General features: G+C 53.8%; 13 protein-coding genes and 2 pseudogenes. 3 read left to right on the forward strand and 12 right to left on the reverse strand.

Translation table 11 applies throughout. The annotated features are described in order from the left end of the window. Window positions 1-35: 35 nt before the first annotated feature. The 7 genes and pseudogenes from D8U73_RS20185 to D8U73_RS20210 form a co-directional block, all read right to left on the reverse strand. Window positions 36-692: pseudogene (locus tag D8U73_RS20185) on the reverse strand (chemotaxis protein CheB); the annotation flags it as partial. 617 nt (window positions 693-1,309) lie between these two features. Beyond that, a complete protein-coding gene (locus D8U73_RS20190; RefSeq protein WP_130905574.1) occupies window positions 1,310-2,068 on the reverse strand; it encodes a hypothetical protein in 759 nt (252 codons plus the stop codon). Between the two features lie 1,217 nt (window positions 2,069-3,285). Further along, window positions 3,286-5,391 carry an FAD-dependent oxidoreductase gene (locus D8U73_RS20195; protein ID WP_130905575.1) on the reverse strand — a complete coding sequence of 702 codons (2,106 nt, stop codon included), beginning with the start codon at window positions 5,389-5,391 and terminating at the stop codon, window positions 3,286-3,288. Between the two features lie 1,693 nt (window positions 5,392-7,084). Further along, entirely contained in the window at window positions 7,085-7,285 is a 201-nt protein-coding gene (locus D8U73_RS29580) for a transposase (protein WP_347238561.1), read from the reverse strand. A gap of 404 nt (window positions 7,286-7,689) precedes the next feature. Continuing rightward, window positions 7,690-7,983, reverse strand: a complete 294-nt coding sequence (locus D8U73_RS29585; protein WP_347238560.1) for a helix-turn-helix domain-containing protein — start codon at window positions 7,981-7,983, stop codon at window positions 7,690-7,692. Window positions 7,984-8,902: 919 nt separating this feature from the next. Then, the gene (locus D8U73_RS20205; RefSeq protein ID WP_130905576.1) at window positions 8,903-10,171 is read right to left on the reverse strand and encodes a type II toxin-antitoxin system HipA family toxin; all 1,269 of its coding nucleotides are present in this window, start codon (window positions 10,169-10,171) and stop codon (window positions 8,903-8,905) included. Beyond that, window positions 10,164-10,481, reverse strand: a complete 318-nt coding sequence (locus D8U73_RS20210; protein ID WP_056855396.1) for a helix-turn-helix transcriptional regulator — start codon at window positions 10,479-10,481, stop codon at window positions 10,164-10,166. Before D8U73_RS20210 ends, D8U73_RS20205 begins: the two co-directional genes overlap by 8 nt. 294 nt (window positions 10,482-10,775) lie before the next feature. On the opposite strand from D8U73_RS20210, the gene D8U73_RS20215 reads away from it, so the two are divergent. Further along, a complete protein-coding gene (locus tag D8U73_RS20215; protein ID WP_130905577.1) occupies window positions 10,776-12,953 on the forward strand; it encodes an ATP-binding protein in 2,178 nt (725 codons plus the stop codon). Window positions 12,954-13,040: 87 nt separating this feature from the next. Here D8U73_RS20215 and D8U73_RS29590 read toward each other — a convergent pair whose 3' ends face one another. Both D8U73_RS29590 and D8U73_RS29595 read right to left on the reverse strand, forming a co-directional pair. After that, window positions 13,041-13,286, reverse strand: a complete 246-nt coding sequence (locus D8U73_RS29590) for a KGG domain-containing protein (protein ID WP_330219577.1) — start codon at window positions 13,284-13,286, stop codon at window positions 13,041-13,043. A gap of 24 nt (window positions 13,287-13,310) precedes the next feature. Beyond that, window positions 13,311-13,472, reverse strand: a pseudogene (locus D8U73_RS29595) (general stress protein); the annotation flags it as partial. A 244-nt stretch (window positions 13,473-13,716) separates the two neighbouring features. Here D8U73_RS29595 and D8U73_RS20225 point away from each other — a divergent pair. After that, complete coding sequence (locus tag D8U73_RS20225; RefSeq protein WP_082557618.1) at window positions 13,717-14,295, forward strand: ATP-dependent Clp protease proteolytic subunit; 579 nt, start codon at window positions 13,717-13,719, stop codon at window positions 14,293-14,295. Between the two features lie 33 nt (window positions 14,296-14,328). Here D8U73_RS20225 and D8U73_RS20230 read toward each other — a convergent pair whose 3' ends face one another. The 3 genes from D8U73_RS20230 to D8U73_RS20240 all read right to left on the reverse strand — a co-directional run bounded on the left by D8U73_RS20230 (window position 14,329) and on the right by D8U73_RS20240 (window position 17,528). Next, window positions 14,329-15,258, reverse strand: a complete 930-nt coding sequence (locus D8U73_RS20230) for a ZIP family metal transporter (RefSeq protein WP_130905578.1) — start codon at window positions 15,256-15,258, stop codon at window positions 14,329-14,331. 292 nt (window positions 15,259-15,550) lie between these two features. Further along, a complete protein-coding gene (locus D8U73_RS20235) occupies window positions 15,551-16,723 on the reverse strand; it encodes a PAS domain-containing sensor histidine kinase (RefSeq protein ID WP_130905579.1) in 1,173 nt (390 codons plus the stop codon). Next, window positions 16,713-17,528, reverse strand: coding sequence for an alpha/beta hydrolase (locus D8U73_RS20240; protein ID WP_130905580.1), 816 nt, complete (start codon window positions 17,526-17,528; stop codon window positions 16,713-16,715). Before D8U73_RS20240 ends, D8U73_RS20235 begins: the two co-directional genes overlap by 11 nt. A 298-nt stretch (window positions 17,529-17,826) precedes the next feature. Between D8U73_RS20240 and mexE the strand changes: the two genes are divergently transcribed. Further along, window positions 17,827-19,080 carry a multidrug efflux RND transporter periplasmic adaptor subunit MexE gene (gene mexE / locus D8U73_RS20245; protein WP_056855403.1) on the forward strand — a complete coding sequence of 418 codons (1,254 nt, stop codon included), beginning with the start codon at window positions 17,827-17,829 and terminating at the stop codon, window positions 19,078-19,080. Window positions 19,081-19,084 lie beyond the last annotated feature (4 nt).

Below are 19,084 nucleotides of genomic sequence, written 5' to 3' on the forward strand. Positions count from 1 at the left end.
CGGTCAGGTTCCGCAATGTCCGCTGGGAGTCGTATATCGTGCGGAGGCGGCAACTTGATGGACTGCGAGTTCTCCCACAGTTCTACAAGCTTGTGCGGGATTTCTGCCGCAGGCAGCACCACATCGACCAAACCTGTAGCAATAGCCGCCAAGGGCATGCCGTCGAACTCGGCATCAGTGGGGGTTTGTACGATTGTCACACCACCTTGTTCTTTGATACGCGACAGCCCCACGGCGCCATCGCTACCCGTCCCAGAAAGCACGATGCAAAAGGCATATTCCTTGTGCACATCAGCCAGATCGCGGAAGAACAGATCAATGGCGATATGGATGCCAAATGGCCGCCGAGAAGACGTCAGCCGAAGATAGCCGTCGTTCATCGATAGCTGGCTGGCTGGTGAAATGACGTACACATGATTGGGCTGAATGGGGAGCGCATCATTGACCTGCTGCACTGGCATGTCTGTCGACGCCTGGAGCATGCGGTCGGCCACGCTTTCATGGTCGGGTGAGAGGTGCAGCACAACAACGAATGCCATGCCGCTATTGGCAGGCATCTGCTCGAAAAAAGTCTTCAATGCATTGAGCCCACCAGCGGAAGCGCCGATGCCTACCACGGGAAACCGTAGATGACTTGGAGTGATCCCATCTCGCTCAGGCAACGAATTGGGACGTTTCGAAGCAGATCTCATGCAGCTCTCACCTATTGTTAGCGCCCCTTCAGTGGGAGCACTCAGTATAAGCAAGGAACTACGCGCGGCAGCGATCTTCATGACTAGCGATATACGGGAGATATCTCAGGGGATGTTCTGCGGCAAAATACCAACGAACAGTCGTTGAGCATCCCAATGCAACATCCAACGCAGCCCAATCCTCTATCGCAACACCAGCGAACCTGAGGACGACATCACGATCGCCCCATCAAACGGTATGAAGACTGGCCAACGCCACACGGTCGATAGCCTGGAGCCATTGCTCACCGCCCAACACGTGGCCGTTGGTGATTCTCAACAGACAGATGCCGCCGTGAGTCATGAGTTGACACGCATTTATGTCCGCATTTGGCCGATTCTGTTGAAAAGGTCAGATCTTCCAGCTGGCCTGACCTCGGCCCAACCTCTCGACGCGCACTCAATCACCACGTTGCGTGGCCGCACGGCTTCATCGAGGGACGCCGTGCAACTTGCAGACTTATGTTGCGTCAATTAAATCAGGACGTAGAAAGCCCGCGTAGCAGGCTCTCTAGTCACTCACCAAGACAAAATTTTCGCTAGCCTCTAAGTTGAGAACGGTCAACGCAAACTGGTCTTTAACCGCACGCTTGCCCCACTCGGCGGGCTTTCGCAGCGACGGCCACCAGGACTACTAAGACCGCAGCAAGTACCAAGGAGGAACCGATGGTACCAAAGTCCAAACCACCTTTTTCATGCGGCTTAGTCAATAAGTCGCCAAGGGTTGCACCGAACGGACGGGTGAGGACAAACGCCACCCAGAACAACAGCACGCCAGAGACAGTGGTGTAAAACCTGGCTAGCACCACTGCGGTAATTGCCGAACCAATCAGCAGTGCGCCACCGGCAAAGCCAAGGCCGGAATCATCTGCCAAATAGTCACCTAGCGCCGTACCCAGAGTGTTAGAAATAAGAATGGCTGCCCAGTAGAACAACTCACCCTTAGTGGTGTAGATGCTGTCCACAGACAGCTTTAATTCGCTCCGGCGCCAACCCGCAAAAATCGTGATCAGCATGCAGATCAGAATGAGCGAACCCGAGGCATAGCCTAAGCCGAGAGTACGGTCCATAAAATCCGACATTGTCGTGCCCGCAGTACTGGTGGAGAGAATCACGATCCAATACAGCACTGGATTATAACTCTTCGAAAACAGTTGCAAGCCAAGCGTCAGCCAAAAGACGCTGATCAGGATCAACGAACTCATAGCGTAGCCCACGTTTAAGGTCATAGACAACAGATCGCCGGCGGTTTCGCCGAGGGTGGTAGCACAGATTTTCATAACCCAGAAAGCCAAGGTTATTTCCGGCAGTTTGTTTAGGTTGGTATGGGTACTCATAAAAAACACGCTCCTGATAAGGTATAAAGGGTGTTACGCCGAGCGCCGATTCATGCATGGCGACAATCAGCGGGTGTACGGTGATGTAGTGGTTGGTACAAGGTGCACAGCGGAAGGTCAAAAAAACGTTAAATAAATATGAATATAATTTTGCAAATAGTCGCCAACCTAGAGAAATATATAAAAAATTTTGATTGGGAAGTTAAACGACATTTCCTAGCATTTTTAACTTCATTCAACCATATTACTTATAGATCGAATTGTTTGCTAGCCCGTATATTTGTTTGAAGCCCGCCACGCCACATTGGCCGCTGGTACCTTCGCACTGTTGGTCGTCATACTAGGATACCGACCCGGACTAAATTAACAGCTGCAGAGCTAAAATTTCCTGCATTTCGGTATTCAGCGAGACGCGGGCGCCCACTGGCGGCGTAATCTAAGCGACCCTTAGTGGCGCGGTTAGCGACCTTGCTACGGTTTCGGCTGAATTATGCAGTTTCATCCCGACGCCTCATGAAGTTCGGTAGCGCAATGGCAAACGTATAAGCCTCCACCATAATTCGTCCGTCTGCTTATGCCGGTCGGATCCGTCACAGTGTTACATACAAATATCGGGTTTAAACAATCATGGCCGTCATACCTCGCTGCGTCGCCACCGTAGCGCACGAAGCGATGACCCGCAATTACAGCTCCAGATCAATAACCTGTTCGGCTCTTTGGATGGGTACTCGCCACTGACTACCGAGTCAACTGACTTCCACGCGATGGTCGATGCTCGATAGCACAGGCAAACGTGCAGATCTCTCAGGGTAAATCACGCGACCTACCTGCTTATGCCTGTCGGGCCCACGACACAGCGCTCCCTGCAAATATCGGGCTTTGACAGCTTGGACAGCTTTACCTCCCGGCACCATCTCTATCCGCTTACTGTTCGTTAGCCCAGCATTTTGCCTTGGGCATTCTTCAGATTCGCTGAAACCGACTACGACTTATCTCTGGCTAACACATCCCATTGCCGGGGTGTGTAGAGGACTTTCGCTTCCAAGTCACCAGCGAGGCCACAACACCCACTGATTGCGCTTGCGCGCAACGAGCAATGCAATGGCGCACCCAATAAAAACCCCGCTTCCGCGGGGTTTAGATCAGTTTCTGCACTGAAATTGCGTAAATCTCTGCCTTTTATACGTTTCGTATGAGTGCATCAAAATTTTTAGCTGTTATTCCATCGAATCGTTCCAAAAATCGACGGAGTTGGTTTGAGCGTTATTACGAAACCTCCATACGTAGGTCGGATCCAAAAACTTTGATGTTCTTAGATCACCACCCACACCTTGAATAGAGTGGAGCACGGCAGTAGCCGCGTTGACACCAGAATACAAAGGACCTTCAATCCACCCATCCAGGAAAAAAGCAGATTCGCCAGCAAGAAACACCCTACGATATGCCTCTGGAATTACTTCAGTACCGTTTTCCATATAACGAGATGGAGATGCAACGGTATACTGAAAAGCGAGTACAGCATTGTAATTATATTGACCCGCTAGAAGCAAGCGGAATGCACCTTGAAAATACGCCTCATTATGCCATTCAATTTTAAACGTATTTTCCCCAGGAATACCCGACTCCAGAAATTTATTATTAAGGATATCGCCAAACTCATTAAGCGGGGTCGTTCCGGGATTATTAGAAGACATCCCAACATAACTGAGCGTTAATTGGTTCGTTGCAAGCGCGTACTGGATTTTCGAAACTACGCTGGGTGGTTGAGGAATGGGCAACGGCAGGGGATGATAGCGCAGTGCATCAATGCCATTCTGATAGGTTAATAGCACAGAACATTTAGATCCGTCCTCGTTCGGAAAAATAGCGGTTTGACCAAGTTGACGATCTGTGACTATCCATCTTACAGGGTGCTTAACCCCATCAGCGCCTTCAACTTTAGGCCATTCTGGACTTTTTAAATAGTCGCCATGAGTCGCGGCCCAAATTTTCGTCGATGGATAAAATTCAACATTGCGAATCGATTCTCTAATCTGCTTCGTATAGAGCGTGAGCGGAGCCTGTAAATCTGAGGCTATATAGCCGAACGGGCGCTGAGCACGAGACGCGGGATAAATACTACTATCTCCGCTATCAAGTAGCATTGGTTGCATCATTGCTGGGTTACTTGTCGCAATGATGACATAATCGAAGAGTTTTAAAGTGACTTCGTTCGTATCGGGGTCAACATATCGAACCCCTATTTTATTAGATTCAAGCAGTGAGCGATGAATGTCGAAGGCTGCACTCTTAATCAGGTTTTCACGTGGCAAGCCTTCTTCTAGACTTAACTTAAAAAACGATTCAGCAAATCCTGTTGACGTATAATCGGGGCCCCAGCGATAAAGCGCTTCATAGTCCCAGAGATCATAACGAATAAAATCCACCATTGAGGTTGGAAAATCCTGCCCCATCCCTCCCGTTCCGAACCCTACTGCTTTAAACAACCTCACGTCGCTCTCAGTCCAATTGGCTTGCGCATCCGGACCTTGAAGTTTTGTTCGGACGAACATTTCGACGCTGACGTGATCAAATTTGTTGATGATTGCTGTCCAATAGGAAAAAAGGTACTCTTCCTCATGACTTGACAATATTGCTTTTTTGAGTGCCGCAGCAGCTTCGTGTAACCCCCAATATACCTGTGGTGCGACTTCTACAGTTGTTTCCATTAAGAACACGTCATCAAACTCGACACCTAACTTGTTTACACGAGGAGGCAACCCAAAATCTTCTGAGGACGGGTCAGAAATCCAACACGAAGTATTGCCCTCAACGTTCAACGCTGTGGCGACAATGCCAGGATTGGGGAACGGCTGGAAGACAGGGTTTGGGTTCTCAGTTTTCTCAACTGTCTTCTTAAAATAATGCCACATCAGTTTTGCAGTGTCCGGGAAACGCATCGCTCCCATTTCGGCGGGATCAGCTCCAGTTGCAGGTCCGCTATAATGCTCGGTATAACATCTTCCGCCTAGTCGACCGGATGCTTCAAAAATTGTGGGCTTTAACCCGCAACGGGTCAGTTCGTATAGCGCGCAAAGACCAGCCATACCCGCGCCGACAATCGCTACTTCAGTATTTTTTTGTGAATCATTTAAAGTCGCCAACGGTGCTGGGTTATCTCGAACCACCGATGCATAATCCGCGGCGTAGACATCAATAATGCGGGTAACGCCGGTATTCAACGTATCCAAATCTACCGGGCCGGGAAGTTTTTTTCGTCGCTTACTGAATGGAAGAACGGAATTTGCAAAACCACCAAACGCGTCATAAGTAGGGAATGGCATGTCTTTCCTATTGCTTTGATCGAGTTATAAGTGACTGAAAGGATGCCTACCACCCACGCTACGCGAAGGCCCCTCTCGACGAAGCAACGATGATCAAGATAAGCGTGACTACCGTCTGTAGGAAATACCCTCAATTTTTATATCCCCCATACAGGCTGGACGGTGTGGTTCAACACAGCTCCGAAAGGGGGGAGTTCCAACAATCAGTGGGTACCACCAGGTTGCCCAGGGCGGTCTGCATTGGTCCAAGAGGGTGAATAAGTCCCTTCCGGCGGGGCTTATTGTGAATTGCTACGTATCGATGACGATGCTCTTAATTGACTTATTGTCGAGTCGGGAAAATTTTGCGGGGCACCTACCAAACACTTGCCGTTGGCGTACGGAATGCCAATACAGTGAGTCTAGGCAGTTAGGTCATAACATGCCGCTGTTTGCTGTCTGCGATTTTGATTATGCGGTCATCGTTTATCTAGGTGCGTAATGAAGTTCAAATCCGATTTGGTTCGCTGCTCAAGACGTCCGGACTTGATCGGCAGACCGCTTGCCAGCGGCAGGCTTTCCAACTGTCGTTGCGGATGGCGGTGCCACGCGACGTATGGGTACTCGCTGCACAACGTGAACCGTCGGATAACTCGTGAAGCTGAGGTAATCTTGAACGACAACAATCGGTTATTAATCAGAACCCTAAAGCCGCGCTTTTATCAAAAACGGGTGTCATGGTGCTTCTCAAAAAAAACCCGCACAAGGCGGGTAAGAAAAGTAAGGAACTTGAATATCAAGCCGCCCGAGTGTACACCATCAGTTCGGTAGCGCGGCAAGTTCCTATGGTTGCATAGTCAAATCCGCCAGCAGGATCAGATGCCCAAAAGCATGAAGTATCAACAGCCGGCGACCTTCGGCTCTTGCGGCTATTCCTCGGAGCCAAACGTTTTCTCGCCCAGTGAGCCATAGGTCTTACCTAACTGCCTACCCAGACCCAAGATCCGACGGGGAGGTTGCCACAGATAGCTAACGCAGTTCCGATGGTTTAGCCGTCGTTTTGTGCCTTCTCAGGCCTAATCCAGTCGTGCACCTGCGATTCTCCGACAGTGAGCACAATTCCCGGCGCCAGACGGAAGACTTTGCAGTGACTGAGTACGCCATCGAGTGTGGCTAGTCTTCCGCGCCTCGACGACAACTGGCCTGGTCAAATAATGCGTGCATCAACCCCTGCCAGCTGGAGCTAGATAGGGCACGCACTGGCGCTGCAAAACACAGAATGCGCCAACCACGCAGGCTTGTCAGCGCAACTTGCACCTAGTGCGTGAGGAGTACGGCTCTGCTCGATATTCTTCAAGTCATAATCACCGGGCTCCCGCGCCTATCCTGATTAAACTCATTCGCGCAGCCCTATCCTCGATAGCCCCTCAAATCCCCGTACAACCCGTAGTTTCGCGCCATTCTGCCCTCTATCGCCACGCCCACAATGCGCCAGTTTCGCTAAGCGCTATCGCGTCGAAACCCATCGTAGCAATGATTATTTCATGTAAGCGTTGTGCTTGAAGGTTAGGCCATCTCACGCCACTGCGCCGCCTCCCGTCGTTTTCTTTTGGTCAGCGGTGTGCCGCGCGCGTCATCACGATTGCTTCCCGGGAGACTGGGACTAATTAATACTTCCCTGCTTCAGAATAGAGCGTGCCATTTTTGAGGTTCCTCACCGATTGCCGGGAAAGTCGCTGTTAATCTTCGTAAAAGAGAATTCGCTGCCCCAGTAGCCGTAGGCCACACGCTTAACCACCTTGATGCGGTTATTGATCCCCTCCAGTCGACTGGTGTGCATCGGCCAGCGAATCCTGCTCAAAATGTCCTGCCAGTAACCCTTCAAGCGTATAGCGAACTGCTTCAGATCCGGTATTTCGCTTTCATTCGCTAGACGTAACCTGTGCTTCCAGGATGATCTCCAGCCTCAAGCGGAAAGGGGCGATCAGAGTGCTTTGAGCTCTGGCTTCATCCAGATAAACCGTCATCAGTGATTGGTTTGCAGCCAACAGATCCTGCAGGTGCTCCTGCTGATCTTCACTCTTGCGGTTACCCGGATTGCGCAGCAGTAACCAGCGAGCTTTGATGACTTTGCGCGCGGGCTTGTCATGGCGCGGCGGTGGGCCTCATCGACTCGTACACGGGCAAGCACTTCTCGGCCGTATTTGGCCACTACATAAACGGGTCGTAGACCACTCGTGCTTGCGGGCAGTGTTGGCGCACCTCGAGGTCGAAAGCAATATTCTTGTCCATCGCCACCGTCTCTATTTGCGAGCAGCCTTAAGGCCCCCAGCTCTTCGAAGAAGAGTCTGATAGCGGCCCGTCTACGTCCTTCGCCGACCCGGCGGAGTCCGCATCCTGTACGACGCTGGTGTATCGATGCCCTTGGAGTAGGGCAAACTCGTCGAGCTCCGTCTGTAGCGCCCGTCGCTCCAGTAATCGCACGCTGTCCCAGTGCAATCCGAACAGTTGAGCCACATGCAAGGTAGGCGACCGTCGGCCGGTTTGGATAACGGCTTCAGCCAAGCGACGCGTCATACGAGAGTAACGACCCAGCCAGCTGACAGCCTCCATGCGTTTGCCACAACGGCCGCACCCGACTCGTCTGAGTTCGACGCTTAACTGCAGCGAGTGCCCGAGACCAGGCAGGTCTCAAATAAGCCGTTGGCAATATTCATGGGCGGGGTGGTTCTGGGCTCGTTGCAGCCGCTGCAGGTAGGAAATCGGTTAGCTTGGGGGATGAGGTCGATCTGCAGGGCGTCACCATCAGGCCTGATAGAAACGAGAGAAAAACCCTCCCAAAACGGAAGGAAAGTATGAATATCGCGCCTACGTACGCGACTTTGTTAGATGTGTTTGCTCGCACGAACATCATCAATCAAATCGGCGTTTATGTTCCCGTCATTCCCAGGATTGCGTTAAGAGCCATTTTAAGCCGTCCAGGTCTCGCCCTCAGCGAGCTTGACAGCGCTGGACACCTACATTTTGATTTACTTGGGACACTCAGCCCCTTTGGACATCACATGAACGCCGGTTGGGGGGTCGTATAACGGCGCCGCCAGACGCTACCGACGTAGTCTGCACTGCCCTGGTCGTGGTTCACCCAAGTGTGGAACTCATACATCCACGCTCGCGGCATTGATGGTATCGGGTGATATTCGCCGTTGGATGATGGATATTGTACGTACCGCCCGTCGCAATTCCAGTCAAAAACAAAATCATGCTTGCCTCGGTTTAAGCGCCGGCTCTGCTTCGGAGCGGGTTCGAAGTCTACTGGGCACCAAGTTGTTCCATTCACATCGCTGTCAGCAGTCGCCATTCTCGATCTTGGATCCTTGATGGGCGACTGGGGGTACAACTGGGGGTACATTTTGATTTTATTCAAGCCATAACCCTCTAGCTAGAGGATCATCTCGATGTTTTTCGGGGACCCGGATAGTCTTTAAGTGTCGTCGGGCAGGCTCCTAATCTGATTATTTTGCCTTTCCACACACTATGGACCACGGTGTAACCGAGCTACGTTCTGATCGATGCGGTCTTGGATCGTGCGCAAGGTGTCTCGAGTAATAACCTGTGGATACAGGTTCTCGGCGATGCTTTCAAACTGGCTCGCCACATCACAAATGCCGTCAATCATTCTGCCTGCAATCTCCGGGGGCACCTCGGCTTCCTCGGCCAGCCGAAGCATTTGCGTGCGGGAAATCGACAGTGCTTCCCCCATCACATCCATCTGGTGATATCCACTTGGCCCCTCGCAGAAGGTCACGTCGTAAGCCGGTGACAGTCTCCACTGACCGTCTTGCGACATGATGTAGGCGAAGTTCTTGGGATGATCGTCTCTGTTGTTGAACGCAACGTTGAAGACTGCACGTTCGAACGCCCGCGCCATTTCTCGCACGTCGTTGGTACACATCTGTGTTGCCCGCAGGAAGTTGACGTAGTCCAACACTCCCGGGGAGCGGTAATTTGCCCCCGTAAACGCCGCGAGGCTTTGCATGGGTACGCGTAGACCATCCCGACGGTCAAATCGCTTACTGGCGAACGCCGCCAACCCATCAGGCAGATTGAAATACTGCGTGTCAGGGGTCTCGATACCGCACATGCGCAGGCATTCGGCGTAGACCATTTCGACAGCGCACACCTCGGCATGTTCTTCTTTGGCCGGGAACTTGATCAACCATGCTTCAAAGCCCGGCGTGGCGGCAGTGGTAAATCCGCCAGTTTCTGGATCGCGATAGACGAGGGCCTTAGGCCTTGCGCCTTGAGGCGAGCCGCCCACCAGCAGCAACGTCTGCAGGAACTCGCCACCGTCTCCATGGAGGACTTTCTGTACTTCGGCGGCAAGCTGCTGCAGCGGGATGTGGACTTCAGATTCCTGCCCTTCGGGTGCCACGGGCTCAAACGTCATGGCCCCCATTGCATTGCTACCAATGTAGGCCAGCCGTTCCAGTGAACCGATGCGTGCTGTGGTGAGCCCGCGACGCCTGAACAAACGGTCCATCAGCAACATGCCCCACCCATCCGGCAAGGCGTCGTAAACAGGCCCTGGCAAGTACAGTTGGTGCTCTGGAAAATCTCGGCGCAAGTTAGCCCCCCCCAACGGCAGCGTGTAGGAGGACAGTTCCAAGCCCCTTTGCCTGGCTTCATTGCTGTACTCGAACACGATCAACGGGCGACCGGTCAGGGCAGTCGTGGAGACCAGCGTGCCCCATTGCCATCGTTCACCCCATCCCTCGTAGAAGACGTTCACCTGCTCAAGCATTGCCGGACTTCCTTTTTGTACGGAGACGATTGGCGCTGTTTTCGTAGCGCCGAATGTCCTCGATGCTGTCCAGTCTAGGCAGAAACAGGCCTTCCAGTTCCTTGGTTCGGCCAAGAGCCATCGCCACCCGAACGACGTTCTCGAATCCGACATTGCGCCCGGCTTCAAGGTTGGAGACTGTATTTGTGCCGATGCCGGCACGTCCGGCCAAGTCGGCTTGTGTCATATCCTGCGCCAAGCGCTCTGTGCGCAAGCGATCGCAGAGGCGCTTGACGACCTCGCTCGGCTTGCTGAAGCTTAAATCCAACATAGAGTGCACCAAGCCTGTTTTGTGCCAGTTAATTCCCAAAATTATAGAATTAACGCCCAGCCCTATCAAGCAACTTAATTCCCTGAAGTTGTGTCTTATCGCCTAATTTCTAGCTTTAGACACAGTTCAAAGGATTTACATATCATCTGTGATCGGCCTGTTGAACTCGCCTGAGATCCCTGTCTGGTTTGACTGACCGCGCTGCAGGAAGTAAAGACAAACTGCGTTTGATCACATCGTTTGAACCTAGGCCAGTGCCCGACCCTCGGATACTAAAACCCCATAGGTGATGACATGGCAATCGAGGAGACGCTTCTGCGCCAGCGCAAGGTGCTTGCCAAATTTGGCGAGCTGGCCTTGGCGTCAGATGATTTGGAGCAAATTCTCGATGAAGCTTGCCGCTTGGTCGGCGACGGGCTCGGAACCAACATGGCGAAATTCATGCTGTTGTTGGAAGACGAGATCACTTTTTTTGTGCGAAATGGTGTGGGCTGGGCACCCAATGTCGTCGGGAAGGTGAAAGTAAAAGCCTGCGAGGGAACCCCTGAACGTCATTCTCTGGACACCAACGGCCCGGTCATTTCAACGGACATTGCAACGGAAACCCGCTTTCGCTATCACGATTTTCAAATCGAAAACGGCGTTAAAGCGTTCGTCAACGTGCTCGTCCACGGTGCCGATGGAGAACGTCCATTCGGCATTTTTGAGGTGGATAGTCGAATCCCTCGCCAGTTCACCGACAGCGATATCGATTTTCTTCGCGGTTACAGCAATTTGCTTGGCGCAGCTTTAAAGCGTTCCAAAACCATGCAAGCCATGCGCTTGACCGAAAAAAAGCTACGGGAAAGTGAAAGGCACTATCGAATAGCGGCTGAACTCAATCCGCTCTGGCCCTGGACGGCCGACAAAAACGGCAATCTCATTTCCATCGATCATCGCTGGTATGAATACACCGGCCTGACACCTGAGCAAACGCTGGATCGTCAATGGTCCAACGCGGTGCATCTTGAGGACAAGACGGCGTTGATTGTGCTCTGGGATCAATCATTGACCACCTTGCAGCCTTTCGACTCTCAAATCCGCTTACGCAAAGGCACCGGAGAATATCGTTGGTTCCGCGTCCGCGCGTTGTGCAGCCTCGGTATCGACGGTCATTGCGAGCAGTGGTACGGCACCATTGAAGACATCGACGATCGGGTTCAGCTAGAGAACGCATTGCGCGATTGGAACGAGCTGCTGGAAGACCGAATCAATCAGCGCACTCAGCAGTTGGAAGCCGAACAACATGAACGGGCAATGGCCGAGCTCAAGCTTCGGCAGAGCCAGAAAATGGAAGCGGTAGGTCAACTGACCGGTGGCATCGCCCACGACTTCAACAACCTGTTGGCGGGCATCATCGGTAACCTGGAGCTGATGCAACGTCGAATTGATGCCGGTCGCCATGACAAACTGGCCCGTTACAACTCGATTGCCATGACCGCAGCGTCTCGCGCAGCCGCTTTGACGCAACGTCTGCTGGCGTTTTCGAGACAGCAATCACTCAACCCCGAAATTATTGAACCTCGCAAAGTAGTGGCTGATTTTGAAGACATGATCCGCCGTTCGGTCGGGCCGAGCATTGTAGTGGGGTGCTCGTTCAAGACCAGTGATCGTATCAAGTGCGATCTCAATCAGCTGGAGAATGCCCTGCTCAATCTTGCCATCAACGCAAGAGATGCCATGCCTAATGGCGGTACGCTGGATCTTTCGGTCGACCGATGCGTGATCGATGAAGCGTCGTCGTCCGAGAAAATGATGCCTCCAGGATCCTATGTGAGCATATCCGTGACAGATTCCGGCACCGGGATCAAACCGGAACTGTTGTCGCGCATTTTCGATCCGTTTTTTACCACCAAGAAAATCGGCGAAGGTACCGGTCTGGGTCTTTCAATGATCTATGGATTTACCCAACAATCCGGTGGGCAGGTGCGGGTCCACAGCAGCGTCGGCGTCGGCACCACCGTAACCCTGTATTTTCCAGTGGACAATTCTGAACCCGATAAGACCCAAGCCCATTCCGAATCAGGTTCGACGGAGCCAGTGGGGAACGGCGAAACTATTTTGCTGGTGGATGACGAAGCCGCGGTACGCCAGATGGCCTCGGAATTATTGAGCGAAACAGGTTACTGCGTAGTAGAGGCGGTCGATAGCGTATCGGCAATAAAGCAGGCAGAAAAGCTCGGGCACCTGGATTTGCTCCTGACTGACATCGGTCTGCCCGGCATGATGAACGGGATCAGCCTGGCGGCTGAACTGAAATTGAAATTCCCGCAAATGAAGGTGCTGTTCATCACCGGTTTCGCAGGTGGCTCCAGCCTGATTTCTGTCGATGCCACTACCAAGGTGCTGACCAAACCCTTCAGCCTGAATGAACTCAGTTCCCGCGTTCATGCTTTGATACAGGTGAATGCTGCAGACAGTGGTGCTTCGTAAAAAGACCCGCCGGCAAAAGGCTGATGCGGTCACCCTGGAAGCTTTAAACCAAGCCCCGAAAAATCGGGGCTTGGTGATTACAAGGCATCAGGACTGACGCCCTCCGCCACCACTGTTTTCTCCTCCTTTGCGGCCTGCTTCAGACGCCTTGTCCCTGTCATCGGCAAAATTGCCGCCGCGTCCACTTTGCTGACCACCACCGGTGGATTGATCAGCCTCGTTGGATTGCCGTCCACCCGATGCCTGTCCGCCTTTCTGTCCAGGCTTGTTCATGTCCTCCATGTCATCGGTGAACTCTCCACCGCGTTGGGTACCCTGCCCGCCTCCGGACATACGATCAGCATCTCTCGATTGTTGTCCACCTGATGCCTGGCCACCTTTTTGGCCGGCTTCAGATGCTCGTTGTGGATCATTGGCGAAATTACCGCCTGAAGCTTGGCCACCTTTCTTGCCAGCTTCGGATGCCTTATCTCGGTCATTAGAAAAATTGCCGGGATTGTTATTTCCTGTATTGGCCATTTCAATCACCTCTGAATCATTGACACGAGCAGTCGCCCGTTTAATTCGGATGGCATGGGAAATCGAAAGTTTGAACAAAAAAAAGGCTTCGCGACCAGTGGATTTACGACGTTAGTTCAATGAAAAATAAAGACTTTCGACTGACGGAACAGGCACTCAAAAACCGGTTGATAAAGTCGAATATTTCGCTAACGAAAGGTCAATATTTACTAGACTGCATAGCGCATACGCAGCTTTACAAATAATGGATTTCGGAGGTCGGGCCATGACCGAACATATCGTGCATTTTCATTGCCAGATCGACCAGGCAACCACCGAGCGTTTCCGGGATTGCTGTCTCGAAGCCATTGATCAAGGTGCCACGTCTTTACTGTTGAACCTGTCCACATCCGGGGGCAGTACCAATTTCGGTTTCACGCTTTATACCTTCCTGAAATCGCTGCCAGTGCCATTGTGTGCAATCAATGCGGGGAACATCGAATCGATGGGCATCATCATGTTCCTGGCCGCAGGGCGCCGGATCACCTCTCCCCACTCGCGCTTTCTGATCCACCCGATGAATTGGTATTTCAGTCAGAAATCCGTTGATCATCAACGTCTGCGTGAATACCTGTCGAGTCTCGACAATGACCTTGCGCGCTACGTGCAGATTTTCGCGCTGGAAACCGCTGAAGCGCAGACCAAACTCGATATCTTCCATTGCTTGTCCGCGGAGGAAAAAGTCATCGCCGCCCATGAGTCTCTCGCATACGGCATTGCTCACGAGATGAGGCAAATGGTGTTTGCCGATGATGTTAAACACTGGAAAGTCAGTGGCGGATGATCTGGCCAATGCAGAAACAATAACGCGAGTGTTTTATCCCAGCGCAGTATCGAGAAACATCATGACGCCAAAGCCCAGCATCAGGCCCAGTGTTGCCGGCGTTTCATGACCATTGCGATGGGTCTCGGGAATGACTTCATGGGACACCACAAAGATCATGGCGCCGGCGGCGAGGCCAAGTGCGATGGGGTAGCCAAGGGCAAAACTGTTGGAAATACCGAGGCCGACCAAGGCGCCAAAAGGCTCCATCAAGCCTGATCCGACGGCAATCAGCGCCGCGCGCAGTGCCGTAATACCGGTCACTCGCAAAGCCATTGCCACCGCCAGACCTTCGGGTATGTCCTGAAGGGCGATCGCCGTGGTCAGCGGTATTCCCACCTGCATGTCGCCTGTTGCAAAGCTGACACCGATCGCCATGCCTTCGGGCAAGTTGTGCAACGTGATGGCCAGGACGAACAGCCATACCCGATTGATCCGTTTGGCTTCTGGGCCGCGCCGGCCGCTTTTTTCGTGCTCGTGAGGCACAAATCGATCAAGACCGATCATCAAGGCAACGCCCAGTGCCAAACCCAATACGACAATACCGGCTGCCAGTAACCCATTGCCGCTCAGTTGCCGAGCCGCCTCGATGCCAGGAAGAATAAGCGAGAAAGAGCTGGCGGCCAGCATCATCCCGGCAGCAAAGCCGAGCATGATGTCCTGGGTGCGAGCCGCAATGTCGCGAAGCGCAATCGCCACCACTGCGCCGAGCGCCGTTGCGCCGAATCCGGACAATCCCCCGAGTAAAGCAAAACGCAGATTGTCCTTGTTGCCCCCGACAACAGCGCTGTAACCGCTCACCATCAGCAACGCCATCACACAGGCCAACACCAGCCAAAACGCCATGCCACCCCGTCCAGAACGGGTCAACTGTGTAAAGAAAGCACGCAGAGGAGCTACCAATGAAGAAGTCGATTGAGCCATGCAAGCCCCTTGGTTTTAAACACCGCGCGCTCTGCAGCACGCGGTAAACATGTCGGATGGGACTCGATAGTAAAAGCAGCCCGGATGCCAGGCCACATTTATCTGAAACAAATGCATCGGGTTGATTTCAACACCCTGCCCCCAATGACAACCCGGTACAGCCTGGCCTTTGCTGTGCTCCGTTGAGCTCGGGCCTTGGTTGATCCCGCGGGGTCCTGCGATTCGCCAAACAATCAATCGAAACTCTGGAACACAACACCACGTCGATCATTGGTAATTTGTTGACCGGCCCTTATTCAGGATGGGGAAGATGCACGCTGAACCGAGTGCCCTCCTCGGCCGTCGAGCTGACCGCAACCTCCCCGCCATGGGACCTGGCTATTTCTCTGACGATGAACAAACCAAGCCCCACGCTTCGCACATCACTGTCGGTTTCGGTGCCACGGGTCATGGGTTCGAACAGAGCGGCCACTAATGCATCCGCAATTGCCGGGCCGTGGTTATGGACCGAGATCACCGATTGATCGTCACCCCATTCGGAAACAATAGTGATCGGATGCGCCAGATCACCATACGCCACGCTGTTGGCGACCAGATTGCCAATGACTTGCTGCACCCGGTCAGCATCCAGATAAGCGCGGCCAGAACCGTTGGACGTGTGCAAGAGTGTGGCTTGCGGAAAAGCGACACGCAGTTCGTCAATGCTTTGGTTGATGAATCGATGCAAATCCAGCCAATCGGGATTGACCGCTATACCCCGCCCAATGCGCGCCAGGGCAAAGTCCAGCAAATCTCCGATCATGCGCTCGGCGCGGTCGGTCGAGCGACTGATGTGCTCGAGCATCTTGCTTTCCTTTGCGCTGCGCTCGGATTGGGCGAGGATGTCGGAAGCCATTTTGATAGCCGTCAAAGGGTTCTTCAGATCGTGGCTGACAATCGCGACCATTTGTTCGGCGAATGAAGCGCGGCGCTGGGATTTTTCGTAAGCGTCGTTCAACGCTGTTTGCGCCTGTTGCAGGGCCGTTTCGGCTGCTGTTTTTTCCCGCAGCAAAGCTTCTGCAGTTCGCCGGGCGTTGAGCAATTCGCGCTCGTACTTGTCGCGATCGGTGGTGCCGAACAGCGCCAGTTCATAAAACGCGCCACTGTCGTGCTCTCGACGCACGCCGTTGAGCAACATGGTGATGATGCGTTTGTCTCGGTGCAGCAGATCGAGCTTCACTTCGGCCACCGAACCTTGCATCTGCATCAGGGGTGCCCAGTGGGTCTGGTGGAAAATCCGCCCACCCATCGTCAACAGGTCCTGAAAACGCCGACCGACCAAATCAGGGGCATCGCAGCCGATCCAATGACTGAAGGTCTGATTGCTGCGAAGAATGGTGCCATCTTCCCTGGTGACCACCAGCCCGCAGGGAGCCTCGTCGAACAGCGCTTGAGGGTCGAGCAAAAACGGTATGTCAGCCGGCATTGGCAGCCGTCCACGGCAACAAGAAGTTGTCGATAGCTTCAGAACAGGCGCTAGGTACACTCATGTGCGGGCAATGACCGACGTTGGCGACGATGCACAGTGTGCTGTTGGGCATTACGGCTTCCAGATACTTGCCGACCGCAATGGGGGCGATCAGATCATCGGTCGATTGCAGAATCAATGTGGGGGTGGTCAATCCGGCAACATCCTTGCGATTGTCGGACATGAACGTCACCCGTGCGAACTGCTTGGCGATCTCAGGCTCGGTACGACAAAAGCTGTTGGTCAACTCTTCGCTCAGTGCCGGCTGGCCGGGTGCGCCCATGATGACCGGGGCCATGGTGCTGGACCAGCCCAGATAGTTGCTGTCCAGGGTATCAAGCAGCGAGTGAATGTCTTCAAGCTTGAAACCACCCACGTAGTTGTCGGAATCGATATAGCATGGCGACGGGCCGATCATCACATGCGCGTCGATTTTCCCGGGGGACATGCGGTCAGCCAGGACACCGATCATACTGCTGACGGAGTGGCTGACCACGATCACTGGCCCGCAGGCATACTCATCAATGATGTCACCCAAATCCTGAGCGTAGCCCGCCAACGAGTCGTATTTTTGGCGATCATAGGCCCCGAGGTCCGATTGACCCGCGCCTACCAGATCGTACAGCACGACTTTGAAATGCCCGGTGAAGTGATCGACGAGATAACGCCACATGGTCTGGTCGCAGCCAAAGCCATGGGAAAAAATGAGCGTCGCCGAGCCTTCACCGATCACTTTTACATTGTTGCGACTTTGAAGGGACATGCTTGTTATCCAGGGCGGGCCGGAATCAACTCCGATAGCGGGCAGTGTAGATACTCGACAGTGTCCGGTCACGCTTAACTGCCTGCCGGTGGCGTTGACTCATGCCCTTTGATGCATTTTCGGCAACACTGAATTGCTATTGACTCAATTGATAGTCCGCTGATCAGAGGTGCATGCTAGAGGGCTGCATGAGGCCTCATATCATTCCGGATGATAGTTACCTTCGGCTCATTCGATTCGTGCCATACAACCTCGCCGAGCATCATTCGCCAATCTAAACACATTGGCGGATGCATCCATGGAACAGTCATTCAAACATTTGCGCTTCCCGTTGGCTTTATTGGCCATGGTGGTGATCAGCGCTTGCGGCAAGGCACCGGAAACGGCCGCTACGATGCCGGCGGCAAAAGTCAGCGTCGCCAAGGTGCTCGAGCAGCCGGTCAACGAGTGGGACGAGTTCACCGGGCGCCTTGAGGCACCGGAAACCGTAGAGATCCGCCCACGGGTCTCCGGCCAGATCGATGAAGTGGCGTTCACCGAGGGTGCCCTCGTCAAGAAAGGCGACCTGTTGTTCCAGATTGACCCGCGTCCGTTCCAGGCCGAGGTTCGCCGCCTCGAAGCGCTGGTCTCTCAGGCCCGCGCCACCGCCACCCGCAGCGAAAACGAAGCCCAGCGCGGTGAGCGCCTGCGTACCAGCAATGCGATTTCCGCCGAACTGGCCGATTCGCGAACCAGTGCCGCCCAGGAAGCCCGCGCCGCAGTCGGCGCCCTGCAAGCTCAACTGGACCTGGCCAAGCTGAACCTCAGCTTTACCCGCGTCACCGCGCCGATCAGCGGTCGCGTCAGCCGCGCCGAGATCACCGCCGGCAACCTGGTGACCGCCGATACCACCGCGCTGACCAGCGTGGTGTCCACCGACAAGGTCTATGCCTACTTCGACGCTGACGAGCGTGTGTTCCTCAAGTACACCCAACTCGCACGCCAGGGTAAACGCGGCGCCACCACCCCGGTTTACATGGGCCTGTCCAACGAAGACGGCAACCCGCACCAGGGCGTGATGAACTTCGTCGACAACCAGGTCAACCCGAAAACCGGCACCATCCGTGGTCGCGCCGTGTTCGACAACAGCGACGGCAGCTACACCCCGGGCCTGTATGCACGCCTGAAACTGGTAGGCAGCGGCACCTACAACGCCATGCTGATCAATGACGAAGCAGTCGGCACTGACCTTGGCAAAAAGTTTGTGCTGGTGATGGATGCCGACAACAAGACCGCCTACCGCGCCGTTGAGCTGGGGCCGAAGATCGAAGGCTTGCGCATCGTGCGCAACGGCTTGAACAAGGACGACACCATCATCGTCAAGGGCCTGCAACGGGTACGCCCCGGTTCGCCAGTCACCCCTGAAGTGATCCCGATGGCCAGCGAACAAACGCTCGCGGCCCTCGCACAACAACGACAAGCGCTGGAAGCCAGCAACCTGCCACAAGTCGCACCTGCCAAGGTTGCGCCGGGCACGGCTGTGAAACTGGCTGCAGCGACCCCACGCGGTTAAGGGA

Source organism: Pseudomonas sp. Sample_22 (assembly GCF_004307635.1).
Classification (GTDB): Bacteria; Pseudomonadota; Gammaproteobacteria; order Pseudomonadales; family Pseudomonadaceae; genus Aquipseudomonas.

What these genes read in the sequence shown, in the direction of transcription:
- D8U73_RS20230 (WP_130905578.1), bottom strand. Translation starts at nt 15,258, where the DNA reads ATGGCTCAATCGACTTCTTCATTGGTAGCTCCTCTGCGTGCTTTCTTT.
- mexE (WP_056855403.1), top strand. Translation starts at nt 17,827, where the DNA reads ATGGAACAGTCATTCAAACATTTGCGCTTCCCGTTGGCTTTATTGGCC.
- D8U73_RS20195 (WP_130905575.1), bottom strand. Translation starts at nt 5,391, where the DNA reads ATGCCATTCCCTACTTATGACGCGTTTGGTGGTTTTGCAAATTCCGTT.
- D8U73_RS20190 (WP_130905574.1), bottom strand. Translation starts at nt 2,068, where the DNA reads ATGAGTACCCATACCAACCTAAACAAACTGCCGGAAATAACCTTGGCT.
- D8U73_RS20210 (WP_056855396.1), bottom strand. Translation starts at nt 10,481, where the DNA reads ATGTTGGATTTAAGCTTCAGCAAGCCGAGCGAGGTCGTCAAGCGCCTC.
- D8U73_RS20205 (WP_130905576.1), bottom strand. Translation starts at nt 10,171, where the DNA reads ATGCTTGAGCAGGTGAACGTCTTCTACGAGGGATGGGGTGAACGATGG.
- D8U73_RS20235 (WP_130905579.1), bottom strand. Translation starts at nt 16,723, where the DNA reads ATGCCGGCTGACATACCGTTTTTGCTCGACCCTCAAGCGCTGTTCGAC.
- D8U73_RS29585 (WP_347238560.1), bottom strand. Translation starts at nt 7,983, where the DNA reads ATGGAGGCTGTCAGCTGGCTGGGTCGTTACTCTCGTATGACGCGTCGC.
- D8U73_RS20225 (WP_082557618.1), top strand. Translation starts at nt 13,717, where the DNA reads ATGGATTTCGGAGGTCGGGCCATGACCGAACATATCGTGCATTTTCAT.
- D8U73_RS20240 (WP_130905580.1), bottom strand. Translation starts at nt 17,528, where the DNA reads ATGTCCCTTCAAAGTCGCAACAATGTAAAAGTGATCGGTGAAGGCTCG.
- D8U73_RS29590 (WP_330219577.1), bottom strand. Translation starts at nt 13,286, where the DNA reads ATGTCCGGAGGCGGGCAGGGTACCCAACGCGGTGGAGAGTTCACCGAT.
- D8U73_RS20215 (WP_130905577.1), top strand. Translation starts at nt 10,776, where the DNA reads ATGGCAATCGAGGAGACGCTTCTGCGCCAGCGCAAGGTGCTTGCCAAA.